Raw genomic sequence first — 23,365 nt, forward strand, 5'->3', positions numbered from 1 at the left:
CGTGGACCGTTTCGCGTAATGTCTTTTCGGCGCCGAATTCCGGAGGATGGGTCGATGAATACCCGGAAGGCCAAGATTTTTTCCGTCGGACGGAGGCTGAAGTGAGACTGACCTCTGGTCAGGTGAGCGCATATCAGGAGCGGGGTTTCGTCGTTCTGCGCGCCCTGTTCGACGCCGAGGAGATCGAGTCGCTCCGGACGGCCTTCGCCCGCGACGCCCAGGAGCCCGGCCCGCACCGTGTCCAGGAGGACGGAACCGGCGAGCTCAGGGCCGTCTACGCCTCGCACCAGAGGCAGCCCGCGTTCGACTCGCTGATCCGCTCGCCCCGGATGCTCGGGCCGGCCCGCCAGTTGGTCAGCCCGGACGTGTACATGTACCAGTTCAAGATCAATAGCAAGCCGGCCTTCAGCGGCGGCGGCTGGTCGTGGCACGAGGACTTCATCGCCTGGCGGGCCGCGGACGACCTTCCCGAGCCCCGGCTGCTCAATGTCGCGCTCTTCCTGGACGACGCCACCGAGCACAACGGGCCGGTCATCTTCCTGCCGGGGTCGCACCGGCGGGGCGGGAGCGATTCCCGGTTCCGGAGCGAAGCCACTCTCTCCGGGGAACACGTCGACCCCCACGAGATCGCGCTCGGCCGCGACGAGATGCGCGAACTCGTCGCCCGGCACGGGATGGAGAGCGCGAAGGGGCCGGCCGGCTCCGTGGTGCTCTTCCACCCGCAGCTCGTGCACGGCTCCGCCACCAACATGTCGCCGCTGCCCCGGCGTCTGCTGATCGCCACGTACAACGACGTCCGCAACCAGCCTCCCCTGACGCGGCAGGTACGCCCCGACTACCTCGTGGGCCGTGACACCCGGGCCCTCCGGTCCGACGACGAGTCCCGGACCATCTCGGACGGAGACCTGATCCGATGACCGACAGGACCAGCCGGGCCGTCGTGCTCGAAGGATTCGGCGCACCCCTCGCGATCCGGGAGTTCCCCCTGCCGACGGCGCCACCCGGCGGCATGGTCGTCGCCTCCCGCTACGGCGGGGTCTGCGGCACAGACCTCCACCTCCAGCAGGGGCATCTGGACGTGCCCGTCCCGCTGGTCCTCGGGCACGAGGGCCTCGGCACCGTGCACGAGCTCGGCGCCGGCGTCGGCCACGACACCCACGGGACCCCGCTCGCGGTGGGCGACCGGGTCATGTGGGCCTCGTCGATCGCGTGCGGGACCTGCGTACCCTGCTCCGCCCACCTGGAACCCACCCTGTGCGAGCGGCGCAGGACCTACGGCGTGAACCGGCCGGTCACGGACGACGCCTCGCTCGCGGGCTCCTGGGCCGAACACATCGAACTGGCCGCCGGAACCACCGTGATCAGGCTTCCGGACGGCATCGAACCGCTCACCGCCATGTCGCTCGCCTGCGCGGGCCCGACCATGGCGCACGCCTTCGAACGAAGGCCGGTGCGGCTCGGCGAGACCGTCATCGTCCAGGGCAGCGGCCCCGTGGGTCTCGCCGCCGCCGCACTGGCCCAACTCGGCGGCGCCCGGCGGGTGATCCTGGCCGGCGGCCCCGCCAAACGGCTGGGTCTGGCCGCCGACCTCGGCATCGGCACCGACCACGTGGACGTCGTCGACGCGGCGGACCAGGAGGCCGCGCTCGCCGAGGTCCTCGCACTGACGGGCGGGCGCGGAGCGGACCTGGTCATCGAATGCGCCGGGGTGCCCGCCGCCGTCGGCCAGGGACTCCGGCTCGCCCGGAGGGGCGGCTCCTACCTGGTGGTCGGCCAGTACACCGACAGCGGTGACGCCCTGATCAACCCGCACCAGATCGTCCACCGGCAGCTGGACGTCATCGGGTCGTGGGCGTTCACCGGTGCCCACCTCGCCCGCTACATCGGCCTCCTGCCCGAACTGGCCGGGCGGTTCGACCTGGCCCGTCTGGTGACCACCTACCCGTTGGAGGACTCGGCTTCCGCCCTGCGAGACGTGGCGAACGGCTCGGCTCTCAAGGCAGTGCTGGTCAGCTGACCGCTGCCGGCCCGGGCACCGGCCCGCCGGCCGGCTGTCGGAATCCCTGCGGACACGTGGAGAGTGCTCATGAACGGCAACCGCACCGCACCGGCGGAAGCGGCCTCGCTCGACTACTGGCTCACGACGTTCGCCGGTCTCGCGGAGCAGCACGACCTGCCCACCGACCGGCCGCGCCCCGCGGTACCCGACGGAGTCCTCGCCCGCGCGGAGCACACGCCGCAGCCGCGGACAGGGGCGGACGTCGCCGCGTTTGCGTGCTCCGCGGGCGTACCCGTCGCCGCCATCCACGAAGCCGCCGTCGCCGCGCTCGTCCACCGTCTCGGTGCGGGCACCGACGTACCGCTGGCGGTGACGGGCACCGGCGACGGGGCCACCGGTGACGGAGACGCGGTTCTCCGGATCGACGTGTCGGGCCGCCCCTCCTTCCGCGAGCTGCTGGCACGGGTGGGCGCCCGGCGGGCCGAGGCACGACAGCACCGCGCCGTAGCCCTCCAGGAGATCCGGGAGGCGGTCAACCGGGCCCGGCTGACCGCTGACCGGCCCCTGTTCCAGGTGGGCGTCTCCACCACGGACACGGCGCCGCGGCCCGAGGCGGAACTCTGGTTCGGCGTCGGCGAGGAGGGCCAGGCCCGCCTGCACTACGCCCAACAACTCTTCGAGCCCGACACCGCCCACCGGATCCTGCGCAACCTCGACCGGCTGCTCACCGCGGCCATTGCCGAGCCCGACGAGCCGGTGCACCGGCTCGACATCCTCGACGAGGACCAGCGCCACTACCTGCTGCACACCGTCAACGACACCGCCAGGGAACTGCCCGGCACCAGCTTCGGCGAGTGGTTCGAGGAGCAGGTCGCGCGCACCCCCGACACCGTGGCGGTCCGCCGCGACCGGGCGGCCTGGACCTACGCGGAGCTCAACGCGCGGGCCAACCGGCTCGCGAGGACCCTCGGCGCCCGCGGCGTGGGACCCGAACAGGTCGTGGCCGTCCTGCTGCCCCGCTCCGACGAGCTGATCATCGCGTTCCTCGCCGTGCTGAAGGCCGGAGCGGTCTACATGCCGGCCGACCCCGGGCTCCCGGACGCACGACTGCGGACGATGCTCGCCGACGCCGACCCGGCACTCGTCGTCACCGACTCCGCGACCCGGCACCTCGTGCCCGAGGACATCCCGGCCGCGGCCCGCCTGGAGGTGGACACCGACCCGGAGATCGACCGGCAGCAGGACACCGCACCGCAGGTCGCCGGACTCACCGGGGACAGCCCGGTCTACCTGCTCTACACCTCCGGCTCGACCGGCACACCCAAGGGCATATCGATGGGCGCCGGGGCGATCGTGAACCTCATCGCCTGGAACATGTGTCACCTGCCCGCGGGCCCCGGCCACATCACCGCCCACTTCGCGGCGCTCGGCTTCGACCCGACCATCCAGGAATTCCTCGGCACCCTGCTCGCGGGCGGCACCCTGGTCGTCCCGCCGGAGGAACTGCGCCGCGACCCGGCGGAGTTCGTGCACTGGCTCAGGGAACACGGCATCACCGACCTGTACGCCCCCACGGTGATGATCGAGGCCATGTACCGGGCAGCCGTCGCCCAGGGCGTCGACCTGCCGGAACTGCGGCAGATCGCCCAGGGTGGCGAACCGCTGGTGCTGAGCGAGACCGCGAAGAACTTCCACGCCGCGCGGCCCCGGCGCCTCTACAACCTCTACGGCCCCACCGAGACCCACGCGGCCACCGCCCTCCTGATGCCCGAGGACGTGGCCGACTGGCCGGAGAACACCCCCATCGGCGAGGCCGTCTGGAACACGCAGCTCTACGTCCTCGACGAGGACCTTGCGCTGGTGCCGCCCGGTGTGCCCGGTGAGCTGTACATCGCCGGTGTCTGCCTGGCCCGCGGCTACCATCGTCGCCCCGCGCAGACCGCCGGACGCTTCCTTCCCAACCCGTTCGGACCGCCGGGAAGCCGCATGTACCGCAGCGGCGACGTGGTCCGGTGGCGGGCCGACAGCCGTCTTGAGTTCCTCGGCCGCACCGACCACCAGCTCAAGATCCGCGGTATGCGGGTGGAACTCGGCGAGGTGGAGGCGGCGATCCGGCAGACGCCGCAGGTCCTGGACGTCGCGGTGGTCGCCGCGGGCACGGGCAGCCGGCAGCGGCTCGACGCCTATCTGGTGCCCGCGCCGGGCGCCGTCGACATCGTCGCCGCCACCCGGGCGCTGCTCGCCCGTACGGTGCCTTCGCCGATGATCCCCGCCACCTTCACCCTGTTGGACGCGTTGCCGGTGAACCCCAACGGCAAACTGGACCGGATCGGCCTGCCCGCCCCGCATGTCGTGTCGAGCAGACTGCCCGAGACCGCGCAGGAGCACGCCCTGTGCCGGATCGCGGAGCAGGTGCTCCAGTGCGGGCAGGTCGGGGTGGACGACAACTTCTTCGAGCTGGGCGGCAATTCGCTGCTCGGCTCGGAACTCGCGGCCCGGGTCCGCGCGGACCTCGGCCTCGCCCTGGGCGTGGACGTCATCCTGCGGCGGCCGACCGTGTCCCAGTGGGCCGACGCGCTCACCACCACGGGCGAGGAACGTCCCGAGCTTCACCCCGTGGTGCCCCGGCCGGCCGAGGTGAAGGCCTCCTACGCCCAGCAGAACCTGTGGCTGGTCGACCAGTTGGAGGGCCCGAGCCCCCGCTACAACGAACTGTTCGCCCTGCGGCTCACCGGACGGCTCGACCGGCCGGTCCTGGAGGCGGCGCTGAACGACGTGGTCGCGCGCCACGAGGCACTGCGTACCGTGCTGACCGTCTCCGCCGACGGTGAGCCCCGGCAGAAGGTGACCGATCCCGCGGACGCCGGGATCGGTCTGCCGCTGAGCGAGGTCACCGAGGACGAACTCCGGCCGGCCCTGCGGGAGAAGCTCGGGCAGCCCTTCGACCTGGCCGAGGACCTGCCGATCCGGGCCCGTCTGCTGCGCGTCACCGACCAGCGGGACGAGACCCACGTCCTGCTGGTGGTCGTGCACCACGTGGCGTGCGACGGGGCGTCCATCGCCCCGTTCTGGCGGGACCTGGCCGCTGCCTTCAACTTCCGTACGGGGCAGGCCGTACCGGCCGCCGTACCGGCCCCGCTCGGTGTGCAGTACGCCGACTACGCGCTCTGGCAGCGCGAGCTGCTCGACCCGGACCGGGACCCCTACACCCTGGTCAAACGCCAGTCCGCCTACTGGGCCACGGCACTCGCGGGCATGCCGGAGGTCATTGAGGTGCCCACCGACCGGCCCAGGCCCGAGGTCCGCAGCGTGCGGGGCGGCGCCGTCCCGCTCGCCCTGCCGGCAGACGCCCACGCCCGGCTCGCGGCCTTCGCCAGGAGCCGCCGCACCACCGTGTTCACCGTGGTGCACGCGGCGGTGACCGCAGTCCTGGACCGGCTCGGCGCGGGGCCCGACATCGCCGTCGGCGCGGTGGTCGCGGGCCGCTCCGACCGCGCCCTCGACGACCTGGTCGGCTTCTTCGCCAACACCGTCGTACTGCGGGTACGTACGGACGGCGCCCCGACCTTCGACACGCTGGTCGAGCGGGCCAGGGAGACCGACCTCGCGGCCTTCGCCCACCAGGAACTCCCCTTCGAGCAGGTCGTCGACATGGTGCGCCCGGTCAGGACGCTGGCCCACGCCCCGCTCGTCCAGGTCATGCTCGCCTTCCAGGTGCGGCCCGCGCTGCCACCCGTCCTGGCCGGTCTCGACACGCGGTTCCAGCAGGTCGACACCGGCATCGCCAAGTTCGACCTCTGCTTCGACGTCGCCGAGACGTTCGGGCCCGACGACGCGCCGACGGGACTTGAGGGCTCCGTCAGCTTCCCCCTGGACATCTTCGACGAGCCGACCGTGGCGGGCTTCGCCGAACTGCTGACCCGCCTCCTGCACGAGGCGCCCGGCCGCTCGGGCGAGACCCCCGACCGGCTGATGGACGACGCGTCCCCCAGCCGACCCACCGACCCAGCCCCCGGCGAAAGGCGGCCGACATGCTGACCCCCCAGGACGTGGAGATCTACCGGGAACGCGGCTACCTCCTGCTGCCCGACCGGTTCGACGCGGCCGAGACCGAGCTCCTGCTCTCCGAGGCCCGCAGGCTCGCCGGACTGGACATCCCGCAGCGCATCATGGAGAGCGACGGCACCCAGGTGCGGTCGGTCTACGCCGTCCACCACCACAGCGACGCCTTCGAGCGGTTCACCCGTGACGCCCGCACCCTCGAACCCGCGCGCACCCTCCTCGACGGCGACGTCTACATCCACCAGACCCAGCTGAATCCCAAGGCACCCTTCGTGGGCGACGTCTGGGACTGGCACCAGGACTACCTCTACTGGGAGCGCGACGACGGCATGGCCGAGCCGAGGGCCCTCAACGTCGCCGTCTTCCTCGACGAGGTCAACGAGTTCAACGGGCCGGTCTTCGTCATGCCGGGCTCGCACCGGCTCTCGCTCGACCGGCAGACGGAGACCGTACGGGGCGGCTGGGAGAACACGCTCAACGCCGACTTCCGCCACAAGATCACCCCGGAGGCGCTGGGTGAACTGGCGGACACCTACGGCCTGGAGTCGGTCCGCGGGAAACCGGGCACGGTGTGCGTCTTCGACGGCCGGCTGCTGCACTGCTCCCCTCCCAACCTGTCCGGCCGCCCGCGCACGGTCATCTTCATCCGCTACAACAGCGTGCATAATCCGCTGCGGCCGGTTCCCGAACCTCGTCCCGAGTGGCTCGCCAACCGGGACCCGCGTCCCCTGGACGTGCTCTCCCGCCCCTTCTCCGCGCCCGTCGCGCGCTGAGCACCCGAAGGGAGAGACCGCCGTGACGGACAACACCGACTACGACCTCCTCGACCGGGCCCTCCAGGTCGACCTGACCGACGAGAAGCTCTACGCGAGCGAGCTCCCCGAGCAGGTGTGGCGGACCCTGCGCGCCGCCGGGAAGCCCGTGCGCTCCCACGGCCTGCGGGACCACTGGGCCGTGACCCGCTACCGGCACATCGAAGAGGTCTACCGGCAGGGCGGCAGGTTCTCGTCCGAGATGGGCATGCACCTCGGCGAGAAGAAGTCGGACACCCTGGCGGGCCCGGCGGCCGGGGGCATGTCACTGCTGGTGACGGACGCCCCCGCGCACGGCGAGATGCGGCGGGCCCTCGGCGCCGCCTTCACCCCGGGACTCATGCGGAAGCTGACGGAGAGCACGCTCGACATCGCCCGCGCCCTGGTCTCCAAGGCGATCGACGAGAGCCCGGTGGACTTCGTCGACGCCGTCGCCGCTCCGCTGCCCGCCATCGTCATCTGCGACCTGCTCGGCGTCCCGGAGAGTGACCGCGACCATGTTCTACGGCTCACCAGGTCGGCGTTCAGTGGCTCCGGCTACGCCACCTCGAACTCCCAACTCGCGGCGCACGCGGAGCTGTTCGGCTACACGGACCGCTTGATCCGGGAGAAGCGCCGCAACCCCGGTGAGGACGTGGCGACCGTACTGGCCAACGCCACCATGTACGGCAAGCCCATGCAGCGCGAGATCGCCGTGATGAACTGTCACGATCTGATCGCGGGCGGCAACGAGACCACCCGGCACACCTCGGGCGCCGCCGCACTGTCCATGGTCACCCACCGGGAGGCCTGGCAGGGACTGCGCGAGGGCCGCACCGACGTGGCCGGCGCCACCGAGGAACTGCTCCGCTTCGAGGCCCCGGTCAGCCATGTGATGCGGGTCCTGCTGGAGGACACCGAGATCGGCGGCGTCACGATGCGCCGGGGCGACTACGTCACGCTCTGGCTGCGGTCGGCCAACCGGGACGAGGACGTCTTCGACCGGCCCGAGGAACTGCGCTTCGACCGCAACGGCAGCCGGCACCTGGCGTTCGGGCACGGCGCTCACTACTGCATCGCCGCGGCGCTGGCCCGGATCGAGGTCGGGGCGATCGTCCAGGCACTGGCCGAGCAGGTCGCCGACGCCGAACTCGCCGGAGTGCCCCGGCGTCTGGAATCGAACTTCTTCCGCGGCTACCGGACAGTCCCGCTGGTGCTCACCCGCCGCTGACGGCACGCGCCCCCGGCATTCCGTCCGGCCGACTACGACAGAGCTGGAGTACATGGTGTCCGTGGACCTTGACCATCGTCAGACACACCCGTCGGCAGCCGCGACCCGGCAGGGCCCCCGCACACTGCCCGACTGGCGCCCCGCCGCGGCCTCGGAGGGCACGGTCGCTCGTGCCGTGCGGCTCGCGGGCGCGATACCGGCCGAACACGTCGACAGCGCGCTCCGGACCCTGGTGGACCGGCACCCGGCACTGCGCGCCGACGGCGACCGGTCTCCCGTCCGGGCCCACGAGGAGGACGCCGGTACGCAGGAGGAGGCCCTGGAGCGTGCCGAGGCACACGCCGGGGCGAGGTGGGACCTCACGGCGGGTCCGCTCCTGCGCGGCTGCCGGCTACGGATCGGCCAGGACATCCTGCTCACCCTGGCCGCGCCGCTCGCGGTCTGCGACGAGTCGTCGATGACCGTTCTGTGGGACGAGTTCCTCACGCTGTGCGCGGGCGGAACCCTGCCCGAGGCGCCCGCCGCCGGCCCGTCACGCGCGCCGCGCGTCCCCGGCTCCGCCGAGCGGCAGCGCGCCTACTGGAAGAGCCGGCTGGACACCCACCTGCCCCTGCCCCGCTTCGGCATCGAGAGTCCCGAACAGGCCGACAGGCCGGGCGGGCGCGGCGCGGTCGCCTTCACGGTGCCGGCCGAGGTCCGCGACGCGGTGGAGGAACTGGCGCGGCGCTCGGCGACCGCGGCCGACTCGGTGCTGCTCGCCGCGTTCCTGGCCACGCTCCACCGCTACGTCCGGGAGGAGCAGACCCTCGTCGGCTTCCCCGTGCGGAGCGATGCCGCCCCGGGCGGCGCGAACGCCGGGCCCGACGCTGTCGGGAACTTCGTCAACACGGTGCCCCTGCTGGTTCCGGTCGAACGGGGCATGCGCTTCGGCGAACTCCTGGAACTGGCCCACACCACCCTTGAGGAGGCCCGGCAGCAGGCGGACCTGCCGCTCGCCGAGGTGCTCGCCGGACGAGGGGACCCCGAGGCCCCCGCCCTGCGCGTCCAGTTCGTCCCGCCGGCCCCCGCCCCAGGGCGGACGGCCGGGGAAGCCCCGCACGGTGGCGCCGCGGCACAGGAACTGCCGCTGCGGGTGACGGGCGCGGCGGCAGGCGTCTCGTTCCGCCTGGCGCACGCCGAGGACACCTGGACCGGAGTCCTGGAGTACGACACCGCCGAGGCCGTCGAGAGCGCGGCCCGGGGATGGGCGGAGTCCTTCACCACCCTGCTGGCCCACGCCGCCGCCCACCCCGGCACGAGGCTCGAAGCACTCGAGATGCTCCCGGCCGGCCGGCTCGACCGCACGGTCGCGGCGATCAACAACGGCTTCGAGACCTACCCGGGACTGCGCCCCGTGCACGCGGCGTTCGAGGAGATCGCCCGCACCCGGCCGGAACTCACCGCCGTCGAGTCGGGTACCACGTCGATCGGATACGGGGAGCTCGACCGGCGGGCCAATCTCCTTGCCCACCGGCTGATCGCCCAGGGCCTCGGCCCCGAGCGCACCGCCGGCGTCCTCGTCGAACGCTCGGTCGACCTGATCGTCGCGCTGCTGGCCATCTGGAAGACCGGGGCCGCCATGGTGCCGCTCGACCCGCGGATGCCGGACAAGCGGGTGGCGTTCATCGCCGGCGACGCCCAGCTCACCACCATCGTCACCCAGGAGCGGTTCAGCACCCGGCTCGCCGGGCAGCGGGTCCCGCTCACCACGGTGCCGGCCGAGGGCGGCGCCGACACCCCCGCCGCGCCCGGCGTGCGGATGGAGAACACCGCGTACGTCTACTACACGTCCGGGTCGACCGGGCAGCCCAAGGGCGTGGTGCTCGACCACCGGACGGCGGCCGTGCGCCTGGAGTGGCTGGGCCGCCGCTACCGGCTCGGCGCCGGCGACCGGGTCGTTCACAAGACGCCCCTGATCTTCGACGTGGCCGTCTGGGAGATCGTCGGACCGCTCAGCGCGGGCGCCACGCTCCTGCTGGCCGACCCGCAGGCGGAGTCGGACGTGGTCCACCTGAGCGGACTGCTCGCCACCGAGAACACCGTCTTCACCCACTTCGTGCCCTCGATGCTGGACGCCTACCTGCGCCACGCGCCGCCCGAGGCCGAATACCCCTCCCTGCGCTGGGTCCAGCTCTCCGGCGAGGCGATGCCGGCACGACTCCTCGAACGGTTCGCCGGGCACACCTCCGCCGAGTGCCACAACCTGTACGGCCAGACGGAGACCTCGGAGGTCGCCGCCTGGGAGGGGCGGGCCTTCGCCGGTGACGGACATGTGCCGCTGGGCCGGCAGATCGGCATCTACCGTCTGTTCGTCCTCGACGAGGCGCTCCGGCCTGTCCCGCCCGGCGTGACCGGCGAACTCTGCGTCGCCGGGATCGGCGGGCTGGCCCGCGGCTACCTGGGCCGCCCGGGCACCACGGCGGAACGCTTCGTGCCCCACCCCTACCCGGTACAGCCGGGCGAGCGGCTGTACCGGACCGGGGACCTCGCCGCGTTGGACGAGGACGGGCTGCTCACCTACCGGGGCCGGGCCGACGAACAGATCAAGATCCGCGGCTGCCGGGTGGAGACCGGCGAGGTGGAGTCCGTCCTCTCCCAGGGGGGCGCCGACTGTGCGGTCGTCGCACGGCCGGACGAGGAGGGGGAGGCGGAGATCGTCGCGTACGTGGTGGGCGACCGCTCCGGCGTCGAGGCCCTGGCCGCGCACGCCGAGGCGCACCTGCCCGGCTACATGCTGCCGAGTGTGTACGTCGCCCTCGACGCCCTGCCGCTGGGATCGTCCGGGAAGCTCGACCGGCGCGGCCTGCCCGCCCCGACCGCGGCCGACCGGGCGGCGCGGCGCACCGTATCGGAGCCGCCGCTGACCGCGCTGGAGGAGCGGATCGCCGAGCTGTGGCAGGGCGTGCTCCGCATCGACCGGCCGGGCCGCGAGGACAACTTCTTCAACCTGGGCGGCAACTCGCTGAAGTCGCTGCAGATCCTCAACCGGATCAACGCCACCTTCCACATCAAGTTCACGGTGCGGGACTTCTTCGCCGGGCCGACGGTCAGCGAGATGGCCGACACCGTGAACCGCCTGCTGCGCGAGATGATCGACGCGATGTCGGAGGACGACGCGGCGGGTCTGCTGGCCGAACTGAAGGGGAATCAGGCGCGATGACCACCACCGACTCCACCCAGGACCTGCTGCTGAGGCAGCTGCTGGCAAGGGAGACCGCCGACGCGGTGAGCACCCGGATCCCCCGGGTTCCCCCCGGCACCCGGGTCCCGCTCACTCCGGCCCAGCGCCGGATCTGGTTCTTCTCCCGGCTCTACGCGGCGAGCAACGAGTACAACGTCTTCGACCTCGTGCACGTCGACCGGATCCCGGACGAGGACCGGCTCCGGGACGCGCTGCGCGTCCTGGTGGAGCGTCATGTGGCCCTGCGCCTGCGGCTGTTCGAGGTGGACGGCGAACCCGTGCAGGAGGACTGCGGCGCCTACGACCCCGAGGTGACCTGGTTCGACCTCACCGGGTATCCGGAGGGCGAGGCCGAGCGGCGGGCCACCGACATCGCCAACGAGTGCTCGCGCGAGGTGCTGAGGCCGGAGAAGCCGCCGCTGTGGCGGTTCTCGGTCATCCGGCTGCCGGGGGGCCGGGCCGCCTTCGTCCTCGGCTTCCACCATGTCATCGCCGACCACTGGTCCTGGATCCAGCTCATGGGGGAGCTCACCGGGCTGCTCTCCGGAAAGGCCCCCGAGGACCACGGGGGCCCCGACTTCCTCGACTACGCGGCCTGGCTGCACGACAACCACGACGAGCGGCGCGCCGAGGAGGAACTGGCGTACTGGACCGAGAAGCTGCGCGGCCCGCTGCCCATCCTCAACCTGCCGGCGGACCGGCCGAGGCCGAAGGCATCCACCCGCGCGGGGCACAGCGTCCCGGTCCGCGTCTCCCGGCAGGTGCTGGCCGAGGCGGAACGGGTGGCGCGGGAGCACGACACCACGCTCTACGTCGTCTTTCTCGCCGCCTACCACGTCTTCCTCGGACGGCTCAGCGGCCAGCGCGACCTGGTCGTCGGCGGCGTCTTCGCCGGCCGCGACCAGCCGTTCTCGGAGAAGATCTTCGGCTGCTTCGTCAAGTCCGTCGCCCTGCGCACCGAACTCGCCGAGCGGACCACCTTCAGCGCCGCCGTCCAGGCCGTCCACCGGACCGTGCTGGAGGCCCAGGACCAGCAGTACGTCCCCTACGACGACATCGTCGCCCGCCTGGACGTACCCCGCGATCTCGGCGTCGACCCGGTGTTCCAGGCCCAGTTCTCGCTCCAGGCCGCCGACCCGCTGGACGTCGACGGGTTCGAGACCGACCCGAGCGGCCTCGCCGAGTACGGCACCGCCAAGTGGGACATGGCCCTCGTCCTCACCGAGACGGCGCAGGGACTCAGCGGGCTCATGGAGTGCTCGGCGGACCTGTTCGACAAGGCGACCGTGAACCGTTTCTCCACCATGTACGCGCACCTGCTCGGAGGGCTGCTCCGCGAGCCCGGGGCCGAGACGACGAGCCACCCGCTGATCACCGACGGCGAGCGGGACCGCATCGTGCACGGTCTCAACGCCTACGAACGCCCCACGCACACCTACCGGTCCCTCGCCGAGCCGTTCGAGGAGCAGGTGCGCCTGCGCCCGGACGCCACCGCACTGATCGGCGACGAGGGAACCCTGACCTACGGCGAACTCAACGCCGAGGCCAACCGGTTGGCTCATCACCTCGCCGCACGCGGCGTCGGTCCCGGCACCAGGGTCGCCCTGTGCATGCACCGCGGCTTCGCCATGGTCACCGCCATCTACGCGGTGGCCAAGGCCGGCGGCACCTATGTGCCGCTCGATCCCGAACTCCCGGACGCCAGGATCCGTTTCATGCTGGAGGACACCGCTCCGAGTGCGGTGCTCACCGCCGACTCCGCCCGCGACCGCGTCCCTGAGGGCCCCTGGCCGGTGATCTCCCTGGACGACCCCGCGCCCTGGGCCGGCAGGCCCACCACCGACCCCGACCGGGCTGTGCCGCATCAGGTCTCCCACCTGCTCTACACCTCGGGTTCCACCGGCCGCCCCAAGGCCGTCGCCTCGGACGCCGCCGGATCCGTCGCGGACATCCTCTGGATGCAGCGGCGCTACCCCTACCGTCCCGGCGAGACCGCCCTGTTGAAGACCTCGTACGGTTTCGACGTCTCCCTCTGGGAGATCTGCTGGCCGCTCTACGTGGGCGCCCGGGTCGCCGTCTGCCGCCCGGGCGAGCAGTGGGACGTCCACTACCTGGCCCGCATGATCGACGAGTACCAGGTCACCACCGCCTATGTGATCCCCACCCAGCTCCAGGTCTTCCTCGACGAACTGGGCGAGCGCCGGTGCTCGTCGCTGCGCTGGATGATCTCCGGCGGCGAGCCGGTCACCCCCCGGCTGCGCGACGCCTGCCACGCCGGGCTGGGCGCCGAACTGGTCAACGGCTACGGACCGACCGAGGCCGGCCGGGTCACCGACATGATCGTGCCCCGCGACCCGGGCAACCCGGTCGTCCCGCTCGGGCGCCCCTCGGACAACTTCCGGCTGCACGTCCTGGACGAGAACCTCGACGTGGTACCCGTCGGAGTGCCGGGCGAGGCCTTCATCGCGGCCGAGGTCGGACTCGCCCAGGGCTACTTCAACCGCCCCGCGCTGACCGCGGAGCGCTTCCTGCCGGACCCCTACGGTGCGCCCGGATCGCGCATGTACCGCAGCGGCGACGTGTGCCGCTACCGCGACGACGGCGTCCTCGAACACCTCGGCCGCATCGGCGACCAGGTCAAGATCCGCGGCATGCGCATCGAGCCGTCCGAACTGGAAGCCGTCCTGGCCGAGCAGGAGGGCGTCGACCAGTGCGTGGTGCTGGTGGTCACCGAGGGCGAGGACCAGCACCTGGTCGCCTTCGTGGTCCCCGAGGACGGCATCGAGCTCGACCCCGCGGTGACCGGGCAACAGGCAGCGCGCATGCTGCCCAGGTACATGGTCCCCACGTCCATCCAGGTCGTCGACGCCATCGTCACCAACGTCAACGGCAAGCCCGACCGGGAGGCGCTGCTCGCCCACTGGCCCGGCCGGGCCCGCGCCTCCGGCGCGCCGGCCGACGACGCCGCCTCCTCCTACGCCGACGAGATGGAGGAGCGGATGGCCGCCATCTTCCGGCGGATCCTCGGCGTCGACCAGCTCGCCGTCACGGACAGCTTCTTCAGCATGGGCGGCCATTCGCTGCTGGTCTTCCGGCTGATCGCGGCCTGCACCGAGGAGTTCGGGACGGAACTGGGCGTGGCAGAGATCTTCGCCGCCCCCACGGTCAGGGGCCTCACAGCCCGCGTGCGCGACCCGCAGGCCGCCGCAGGCGGCTCCCTGGTACCGCTCGCCCCCCGGGCCGGGGCACCCACCCTGGTCTTCGTCCACGCGGCGAGCGGATCCGTGATGCCCTTCCGTGAACTCGCCGAGTACCTCGGCGAGGACTTCTCGGTCCACGCGCTGCAGGCACCGGGGCCCGACACCCCCGGTGCCTCGTCCGTGGAGGAACTGGCCCTGCGGTACCTGGACGAACTGGAGCCGGTACGCGGACTCAGCCCGGTCTTCCTGGTGGGCTGGTCCATGGGCGGGTCCATCGCTCTGGAGATGGCCCGTGAGGCCGAGCGCCGTTCGGCCCCCGTGGACGCGACGGTCATGCTGGACAGCTGGCCCCCGCCGGCCGCCTGCGCCACCCCCGCCGAACAGGAGCGGACCCGCCGGGCGATCGAGGATCTGGACATCGGCGCCGCGGAGGGCGTCGACCTGGCCTCGCTCGACGAGGACCTGGAGCGGGTCACCGAGCGGAACCGACGGGCGCTCCTGGCCCACCGGCCCGAGCCCTATGCGGGCCGCGTCCACCTCCTGCGGGCCGCCGAGCCGATACCGGTGACCAGCGTCCTCCCCACGCCCGACGAGGACGAGGGAGCCTGGCGGAGCGTGGTCGAGGACCTGGTGCGGGACAAGATCCCCGGCAACCATCTGACGCTGCTGCGCGGCGAGAACGCCGCGGGCCTCGCCCGGCGGCTGCGCCGGATCACCTCAGAGAGCCTGGTCTTCGACGAGCTCTGAGCCGACGGAGAACAGCGACCGGGCCGGGGCCCGTAACGGTTCCCGGCCCGGTCACGCACGACGGCCGGACGTCCTGGGCCGGCTCCGCACGGGGCGGGCCCAGGACGTCGTCAGGCGCCCCGGGGGGCGGGCGCGCCGGCGTGCCGCTGGACCAGGGCCAGGATCTCTGCCCCCTCCGTGGCGGGGAAGAAGTGGCCGCCCGGAACGAGATGCGCCCGGAAGCCGGCGGTGCTCCACCGGGCCCAGCGCAGGCTCTCGGACAGCGGGGCGAAGGTGTCCTCGGAACCCGCCAGGGCGAGGACGGGCACATCGATGGGCTCGATGTCGCCCTCCGCCCTGGCGCAGGACTCGACGACCTCCAGATCGGCGCGCAGACACGGCAGGAACCCGCTCCGGCTGAGCGGGTCGTCGAGGACCTGGTCCGGTGTGCCGCCCCAGGCCGCCATCGCGGCCAGCAGATCGTCGTCGGTCATGGCCGCGACCTCTCCCACCACCCGGTCGGGGGGCGTGGACGCCGCCGTCACCAGGAGCCGTGCCGCATCCGATCGCACCCTGCGCAGCACCTGATGCGCGATCAGGGCTCCCGCGCTGTGCCCGAAGACGGCGAACGGACGGTCCCCGTAGCCGTCGACCGCCGCGGCGATCGCGTCGGCGAGAGGGGCCACGCCGCGGTAGGGCCGGTCGCGGATCAGCTCCTCACGGCCCGGCGTGTGGACCAGCACAACCTCCACGCCCGCCGGCGCGTCCGCGGCCCAGGGACGGAAGAAGGACGGCCCGGCGCCCGCCGCCGGCAGAACGAAGACCACGAGTCCGTCGGCGGCGGCCGTGAGCCGATGCAGCCGGACCCCGCCCCCGGGCCCCGGCTCCTCGCCGGGCGTCTCCTCCCAACCGGCCCGGCGCTCCCCGGGCCCCTCCTCCAGGCGTCGCAGGATCTCCTCCTTCGCGCCGCTCAGCAGAGCCAGCATCTCGGGGGTCATCGCGTCCTTCGGCGCGTCGAAGTGCAGGCGGCCCTCCTTCGCCCAGATGCGCACGTTGTTGCTGCGGAGGTCGTGCAGCAGCTGGTCGATCATGACCGATCACGTCCCCTGTCGCGGGTCCGGACGGCGCCGGGCGGCGCGCGTCCCGTACCGGCCCAGGGTGGCCCGGCCGGTCACCCGGCGCACGTCCGGCGGAACGCACCCGCCGGGAACTCGCGCGCGGGCCGGGAAAAGCAGGTGTTCAACTGAGGAGAATCCTCAGTTGGAATGCCGCCCGGGGGGTCGTGGAAGCACATGATTGACGGGCTCATGGGCGCTGCTTACGGTGGGCGGAGTTGCAGTTACGGCCCGCCGTCGCCATGACGCCGAAAGACAATTTCAGCGGGGAATTCACCCGCCTTTCCCTCACTTCCGGAACGGGGCGGACCACCCGGCATTCCGGGTGCCACCAGCCGATCGCCGCCCGGACGTTCCTCGGCCGCCCGCTCCAGCCGGCCGGTTCCGCGTGCCAGAAAGGGCTCTGCCATGACTGGATCGCCGCCGAAGACCGACGCCCGCCGACTGCTCGACGAACTGCGCGCGGACGGCGTGCGGCTCTGGGTGCACGGTGACCGTCTGCGGTACCGGTCGGACGAAGGGCTGAGCACCGGGCGGATGGCCGCGCTGCGGGCGGCCAAGGAGGAGATCACCGAGCTGCTGCGGACGGAGCCGGCCGACGGCGCGGCGGGGTCCGGAACCGCTCCCCGGGTGCGACCGGCCGCCGCGGCCGGTCTCGCCAGGCCGGAGCGCCCTGCCGAAGTGCCGCTCTCCCTCGGCCAGGAGGGCCTCTGGTTCCTCCACCGGACCGGTGAGACCGGGGCCGCCTACCACGAGCAGTCGGCCGTGCGCCTGCGCGGCGCCCTGGACGAGGCCGCCCTGCTGGAGGCGCTGACCGATCTGGTCCGCCGCCACGAGGTGCTGCGTACCCACTACGCCGACGTCGACGGGGTTCCCCGGCAGGTGGTCGAACCTGCCACCACCCCGGTCCTGCAGCGGCACGATCTGACCGGAGTACCGGTCGGCGAGCGCGACGAGGCGCTGCGCGCGGTGCTGCGCACGGCCGCCGCGGCCCACCTCGACCTGGCGGCCCGGTGCCCCATGTCGCTCCAGCTCGTGCGAACCGGCGGGCAGGAGCACGTCCTCGCCGTGACGGCCCACCACATCATGATCGACGGGACCTCCTTCGACATCCTCTTCCGTGAACTCGGAGTCCTCTACGACGCGTTCCGCCGGGGCGAGCCGTCACCGCTGCCCGCGCCCGTGGCCCAGTACGCCGACTACGCCCTCAGGCAGCGCGAGACCCTGCGCGGCGAGCGACTGCGTGAACTCCTCGGCTACTGGACCGGCCGCCTCGAAGGGGCCCCCGCCACCCTGGACATGCCCTTCGACCGCACCCGTGCCGCGACCCCCGGTTTCCGGGGCGAAGTGGTGCGCTTCACCCTGCCCGCACCCCTGGTCGAGTCCCTGACCGCACTCGGGCGCCGGAACGACGCGACCACCTTCATGGTGCTGCTCGCGGCCTTCCAGACCCTGCTGTCGCGCTGGTGCGGCGAGGACGACATCAGCGTCGGCCTGCCCGTCGACGGGCGCAACCACCCCGATGCCGAGCAATTGGTCGGCTTCTTCCTGAACACCCTCGTGCTCCGCTCCGACCTCTCCGGCCGGCCCACCTTCGAACAGTTCGTACGCCAGGTCCGGGACAACCTGATCGACGCCTACGAGCACCGGGACCTCCCCTTCGGGCGTCTGGTCCAGGAAGTCGCTCCCGGCGGCCGGGCCAGTCATCAGCCCTTGTTCCAGGTGCTCTTCACCTATCTCGCGGAGAGCGAGCTCACCATGGGCGACCTCGACCTCGAGCGCGTGGACCTGACGGAGAGCACCGCCAAGTTCGACCTCTCCCTACTGCTCTCCGAAACCCCTTCGGGCAGAATCGAAGGCGGATTTGAATTCTCTTCGGATTTGTTTGACCGGGGTTCTGTGGAGCGGTTGGTGGGTTTGTTTGTGGTGTTGTTGGAGGGGGTGGTGGGTGATGTGGGTGTGGGGGTTCATGAGGTGGGGGTTCTTGATGGTGTGGCGCGGGGTGAGTTGGAGTTGTTCGGTGGGGGTGGTGGTGTGGTTGGTGGTGGGGTTGTGGGTTTGCATGAGTTGTTTGAGCGGCGGGTGGTGGAGTGTCGGTCTGCGGTGGCGGTGGTGTGTGATGGGGTGGGTGTGAGTTATGGGGAGTTGGATGGTTGGGCGAATGCGGTTGCTTTGAGGTTGGTGGAGTGGGGGGTGGGGGTTGATTGTCTGGTTGGTTTGTGTGTGCCTCGTGGGGTGGGGATGGTGGTGGGGATGTTGGCGGTGTTGAAGGCGGGGGGTGGTTATGTGCCTTTGGATCCTGGTTATCCGGAGGCGAGGTTGCGTCATATGGCGGTGGACAGTGGTGTGGGTGTGGTGGTGTGTGATTCGTCGGTGTTGGGGGTGGTTGAGGGGTTGGTTTCTGAGGGTGTGGGGGTGGTGTGTGTGGATGAGGGGGTGTTTCGTTCGGGGTCGGTTGTGGGGCCTGGTGTGGAGGTGTTTTCGGGGAGTGCGGCGTATTGCATTTATACGTCGGGTTCTACGGGTGTGCCGAAGGGTGTGGTGTTGTCGCATGGTAATGCGGTGTCGTTCGTGGAGTGGGCGGTCGGTGTTTTCGGTGGTGTGAGTGGTGGGTTGTTGTCGCGGGTGCTGGCGTCGACTTCGATGTGTTTTGATCTTTCGGTTTTTGAGGTGTTTGCGCCGTTGGCTGTGGGTGGGTCGGTGGTGGTGGTGCGTGATGTGCTGGAGTTGGTGGAGCGTGAGGTGGTGCCGGTTCCTTCGTTGATTAATTCGGTGCCGTCCGCGGTGGAGGCGTTGGTGGCGTCGTCGGGTTTTCCGTCGGGTGTGGGTGCGGTGAATGTGGCGGGGGAGGTGTTGCGTTCTTCGGTGGTGGATGCGGTGCGTGGGGTGGATGCGGGGGTGCGGGTTTTCAATTTGTACGGTCCGACGGAGGACACGACGTATTCGACGTGGTGCGAGGTCGGTGATGGTGGGCGGATCACGGTGGGCCGGCCGATTGCCGGTACGCAGGCCTTTGTGTGTGACCGGTGGGGTGAGTTGGTGCCGGTGGGTGTGGTGGGGGAGGTGTATCTGGGTGGTGCGGGTCAGGCGCGGGGTTATCTGGGCCGGCCGGGTTTGACGGCGGAGCGGTTTGTGCCGAGTCCGTTCGGTCCGGCGGGCAGCCGGTTGTATCGCACGGGGGATCTGGCGCGGTGGAGTCCGGAGGGTGAGCTGGAGTTCCGGGGCCGGGTCGACCATCAGGTGAAGGTGCGTGGTTTCCGGATCGAGCTGGGTGAGATCGAGGCGGTTCTCGATCGTTCGGGTCTGGTCGGTGAGGCGGTGGTCACGGTGGATGAGACCGGTCCGTCCGGCGGCACTCTCGTTGCCCACCTCGTCCCCGGTCCGGGTGCCGGGTGGGAGGAAGCCGGGTTTCTCGCCGCCGTCGACCGGGCGTTGCGTGCGGCGTTGCCGGGATACATGGTTCCGTCCGCGCTGGTGGTTGTCGACGCCCTGCCCCGTACGCCGAACGGCAAGGTCGACCGGGCCGCGCTGCCGCGGCCCGGAAGCACCGGGCCGGCCCGGGAGTACACCGCCCCGCGCACCCCGGCCGAGGAGGCCCTCGTCATCATCTGGCAGGAAGTCCTGCACCTCGAACGTGTCGGCATACACGACAACTTCATCGATCTCGGCGGTCACTCGCTCCTCGTCACCCAGCTCGTCGCCCGCATACGCCGGGTTCTCCAGGCGGACGTGCGGCTCCGTGACGTCTTCAACGCACCCACCGTCGCCGAACTGGCCAAGACGGTGGAGGAGGCAGGCCGGGTCAGCGAGGACGTGCTGACCGCGGGTTCGGTAGGCGAGCCGCTGGTCGCCTCGTACGCGCAGCAGCGCATGTGGTTCCTGCACCGGATGAACCCGGACAGCAGCCTCTACAACATCGCGGCGGCCTGGCGGCTCGACGGCGAACTGGACCCGGACGCCCTGGAGCGCGCGCTCAACGAGATCATCCGCCGGCACCAGGTACTCAGGACGGTCTTCCCCGAGCGGGGCGGTACACCGGAGCCGGTGGTGCGGGACTTCGTCCACCGGCCGCTGCCCCTGATCGACGTCTCCACGGCCCCGGATCCGCAGCGCGGCGGCGACGAGGCGGTCGCCGCGGAGGCCGATCTGCCGTTCGACCTGGCCAACGGACCCCTGACCAGGATCGGACTGGTCCGGACGGCCCCCCGTCGGCACATCCTGATGGTCAGCATGCACCACATCCTCGGCGACGACTGGTCACTTGAGGTGCTGCTCACCGAGCTGTCCGCCCTCTACGGCGCCTTCGTCGAGGACAGGCCGGCGATCCTGCCCGAACTGCCCGTCCAGTACACCGACTTCGCCCGCTGGCAGAACCGCATGCTCGAGGACCGGGAGGTCGAGGAACACCTTGCCTTCTGGCGCAGCTACCTCGACGGCGCCGAGCACGCGCTGGATCTGCCCGTCGACCGCCCCCGGCCGTCGACGCCGAGCCACAGCGGCGGCACGGTCTCGTTCGCCCTCACCCCCGAACTCAGCGACGCGTTGCGCGAGATCAGCCGCGCGTACGACGCCACCGTCTTCATGACCGTCGCCACCGCCTTCAACATCCTGCTGCACCGCCACAGCGGCCAGGACGACTTCTGCGTCGGGTACGCGGTCGGCAACCGGGACCGGCTGGAGACCGAGAACCTCATCGGCCTCTTCGTCAACACCCTGGTCCTGCGCTCCCGTCTGTCCCCCGGGGACACCTTCGAGTCCCAACTCCTCCAGGTCCGCGAGTCCATGCTGCGGGCCGACGCACACCGCGACCTGCCGTTCGAGAAGCTGGTCGAGGAGATCCAGCCCGTCCGCGACCTCTCCCGGCACCCCCTCTTCCAGGTGACCTACAGCTACACCACGACGCATGGGTCCAAGTCCGAGCCCGGCACGTCGGTGCCCGGCTTCGGCAACCGCGACATCACCCTCCCCGGCCTGGACATCGGCTTCTACGAGCACGACTCCAGGACCGCCAAGTTCGATCTGGCCTTCTTCCTTTCCGAGACCGGTCCCGGAAACGGGCTGGAGGGGGAGATCGAGTTCTCTTCGGATTTGTTTGACCGGGGTTCTGTGGAGCGGTTGGTGGGTTTGTTTGTGGTGTTGTTGGAGGGGGTGGTGGGTGATGTGGGTGTGGGGGTTCATGAGGTGGGGGTTCTTGATGGTGTGGCGCGGGGTGAGTTGGAGTTGTTCGGTGGGGGTGGTGGTGTGGTTGGTGGTGGGGTTGTGGGTTTGCATGAGTTGTTTGAGCGGCGGGTGGTGGAGTGTCGGTCTGCGGTGGCGGTGGTGTGTGATGGGGTGGGTGTGAGTTATGGGGAGTTGGATGGTTGGGCGAATGCGGTTGCTTTGAGGTTGGTGGAGTGGGGGGTGGGGGTTGATTGTCTGGTTGGTTTGTGTGTGCCTCGTGGGGTGGGGATGGTGGTGGGGATGTTGGCGGTGTTGAAGGCGGGGGGTGGTTATGTGCCTTTGGATCCTGGTTATCCGGAGGCGAGGTTGCGTCATATGGCGGTGGACAGTGGTGTGGGTGTGGTGGTGTGTGATTCGTCGGTGTTGGGGGTGGTTGAGGGGTTGGTTTCTGAGGGTGTGGGGGTGGTGTGTGTGGATGAGGGGGTGTTTCGTTCGGGGTCGGTTGTGGGGCCTGGTGTGGAGGTGTTTTCGGGGAGTGCGGCGTATTGCATTTATACGTCGGGTTCTACGGGTGTGCCGAAGGGTGTGGTGTTGTCGCATGGTAATGCGGTGTCGTTCGTGGAGTGGGCGGTCGGTGTTTTCGGTGGTGTGAGTGGTGGGTTGTTGTCGCGGGTGCTGGCGTCGACTTCGATGTGTTTTGATCTTTCGGTTTTTGAGGTGTTTGCGCCGTTGGCTGTGGGTGGGTCGGTGGTGGTGGTGCGTGATGTGCTGGAGTTGGTGGAGCGTGAGGTGGTGCCGGTTCCTTCGTTGATTAATTCGGTGCCGTCCGCGGTGGAGGCGTTGGTGGCGTCGTCGGGTTTTCCGTCGGGTGTGGGTGCGGTGAATGTGGCGGGGGAGGTGTTGCGTTCTTCGGTGGTGGATGCGGTGCGTGGGGTGGATGCGGGGGTGCGGGTTTTCAATTTGTACGGTCCGACGGAGGACACGACGTATTCGACGTGGTGCGAGGTCGGTGATGGTGGGCGGATCACGGTGGGCCGGCCGATTGCCGGTACGCAGGCCTTTGTGTGTGACCGGTGGGGTGAGTTGGTGCCGGTGGGTGTGGTGGGGGAGGTGTATCTGGGTGGTGCGGGTCAGGCGCGGGGTTATCTGGGCCGGCCGGGTTTGACGGCGGAGCGGTTTGTGCCGAGTCCGTTCGGTCCGGCGGGCAGCCGGTTGTATCGCACGGGGGATCTGGCGCGGTGGAGTCCGGAGGGTGAGCTGGAGTTCCGGGGCCGGGTCGACCATCAGGTGAAGGTGCGTGGTTTCCGGATCGAGCTGGGTGAGATCGAGGCGGTTCTCGATCGTTCGGGTCTGGTCGGTGAGGCGGTGGTCACGGTGGATGAGACCGGTCCGTCCGGCGGCACTCTCGTTGCCCACCTCGTCCCCGGTCCGGGTGCCGGGTGGGAGGAAGCCGGGTTTCTCGCCGCCGTCGACCGGGCGTTGCGTGCGGCGTTGCCGGGATACATGGTTCCGTCCGCGCTGGTGGTTGTCGACGCCCTGCCCCGTACGCCGAACGGCAAGGTCGACCGGGCCGCGCTGCCGCGGCCCGGAAGCACCGGGCCGGCCCGGGAGTACACCGCCCCGCGCACCCCGGCCGAGGAGGCCCTCGTCATCATCTGGCAGGAAGTCCTGCACCTCGAACGTGTCGGCATACACGACAACTTCTTCGATCTCGGCGGTCACTCGCTCCTCGTCATCCGGCTCGTCGCCCGCGTACGGGACGAGGTGGGCGTCGAGGTCCCGCCGCAGAGGTTCTTCGAGGACCCCACCGTGGCGGCCGTCGCGGCGTTCACCGAGACCCGGACCATAGGAGTGCTGTGAG

9 protein-coding genes are annotated in these 23,365 nt (G+C 70.8%); 8 read left to right on the top strand and 1 reads right to left on the bottom strand.

Annotated elements, in window-relative coordinates:
* Positions 1 to 122 precede the first annotated feature (122 nt).
* From OG959_RS34945 to OG959_RS34975, 7 genes are all read left to right on the top strand, one after another.
* Positions 123 to 917: a phytanoyl-CoA dioxygenase family protein gene (locus OG959_RS34945; protein WP_326664951.1), complete on the top strand. Its 795-nt coding sequence runs from the start codon at positions 123 to 125 to the stop codon at positions 915 to 917.
* The gene (locus OG959_RS34950; RefSeq protein WP_326664953.1) at positions 914 to 2,017 is read left to right on the top strand and encodes a zinc-binding dehydrogenase; all 1,104 of its coding nucleotides are present in this window, start codon (positions 914 to 916) and stop codon (positions 2,015 to 2,017) included. The genes OG959_RS34945 and OG959_RS34950 overlap by 4 nt, the downstream gene beginning before the upstream one ends.
* Positions 2,018 to 2,086: 69 nt before the next feature.
* Complete coding sequence (locus tag OG959_RS34955) at positions 2,087 to 6,037, top strand: amino acid adenylation domain-containing protein (RefSeq protein ID WP_326664955.1); 3,951 nt, start codon at positions 2,087 to 2,089, stop codon at positions 6,035 to 6,037.
* On the top strand, positions 6,031 to 6,834 hold the full coding sequence (locus OG959_RS34960; RefSeq protein ID WP_326664957.1) for a phytanoyl-CoA dioxygenase family protein: 804 nt from the start codon (positions 6,031 to 6,033) through the stop codon (positions 6,832 to 6,834). The genes OG959_RS34955 and OG959_RS34960 overlap by 7 nt, the downstream gene beginning before the upstream one ends.
* Before the next feature lie 22 nt (positions 6,835 to 6,856).
* The gene (locus OG959_RS34965; protein ID WP_326664959.1) at positions 6,857 to 8,083 is read left to right on the top strand and encodes a cytochrome P450; all 1,227 of its coding nucleotides are present in this window, start codon (positions 6,857 to 6,859) and stop codon (positions 8,081 to 8,083) included.
* A 61-nt stretch (positions 8,084 to 8,144) separates the two neighbouring features.
* Positions 8,145 to 11,282: a non-ribosomal peptide synthetase gene (locus OG959_RS34970; RefSeq protein ID WP_326664961.1), complete on the top strand. Its 3,138-nt coding sequence runs from the start codon at positions 8,145 to 8,147 to the stop codon at positions 11,280 to 11,282.
* On the top strand, positions 11,279 to 15,250 hold the full coding sequence (locus OG959_RS34975) for a non-ribosomal peptide synthetase (RefSeq protein ID WP_326664963.1): 3,972 nt from the start codon (positions 11,279 to 11,281) through the stop codon (positions 15,248 to 15,250). Before OG959_RS34970 ends, OG959_RS34975 begins: the two co-directional genes overlap by 4 nt.
* A 110-nt stretch (positions 15,251 to 15,360) precedes the next feature.
* Here the strand turns inward: OG959_RS34975 and OG959_RS34980 are convergent, their stop codons facing one another.
* A complete protein-coding gene (locus OG959_RS34980) occupies positions 15,361 to 16,320 on the bottom strand; it encodes a thioesterase domain-containing protein (RefSeq protein ID WP_326664965.1) in 960 nt (319 codons plus the stop codon).
* A 432-nt stretch (positions 16,321 to 16,752) separates the two neighbouring features.
* On the opposite strand from OG959_RS34980, the gene OG959_RS34985 reads away from it, so the two are divergent.
* The gene (locus OG959_RS34985; RefSeq protein ID WP_326664967.1) at positions 16,753 to 23,364 is read left to right on the top strand and encodes a non-ribosomal peptide synthetase; all 6,612 of its coding nucleotides are present in this window, start codon (positions 16,753 to 16,755) and stop codon (positions 23,362 to 23,364) included.
* Position 23,365 lies beyond the last annotated feature (1 nt).

The organism is Streptomyces sp. NBC_00385, from assembly GCF_035917155.1.
Classification (GTDB): domain Bacteria; phylum Actinomycetota; class Actinomycetes; order Streptomycetales; family Streptomycetaceae; genus Streptomyces; species Streptomyces poriferorum.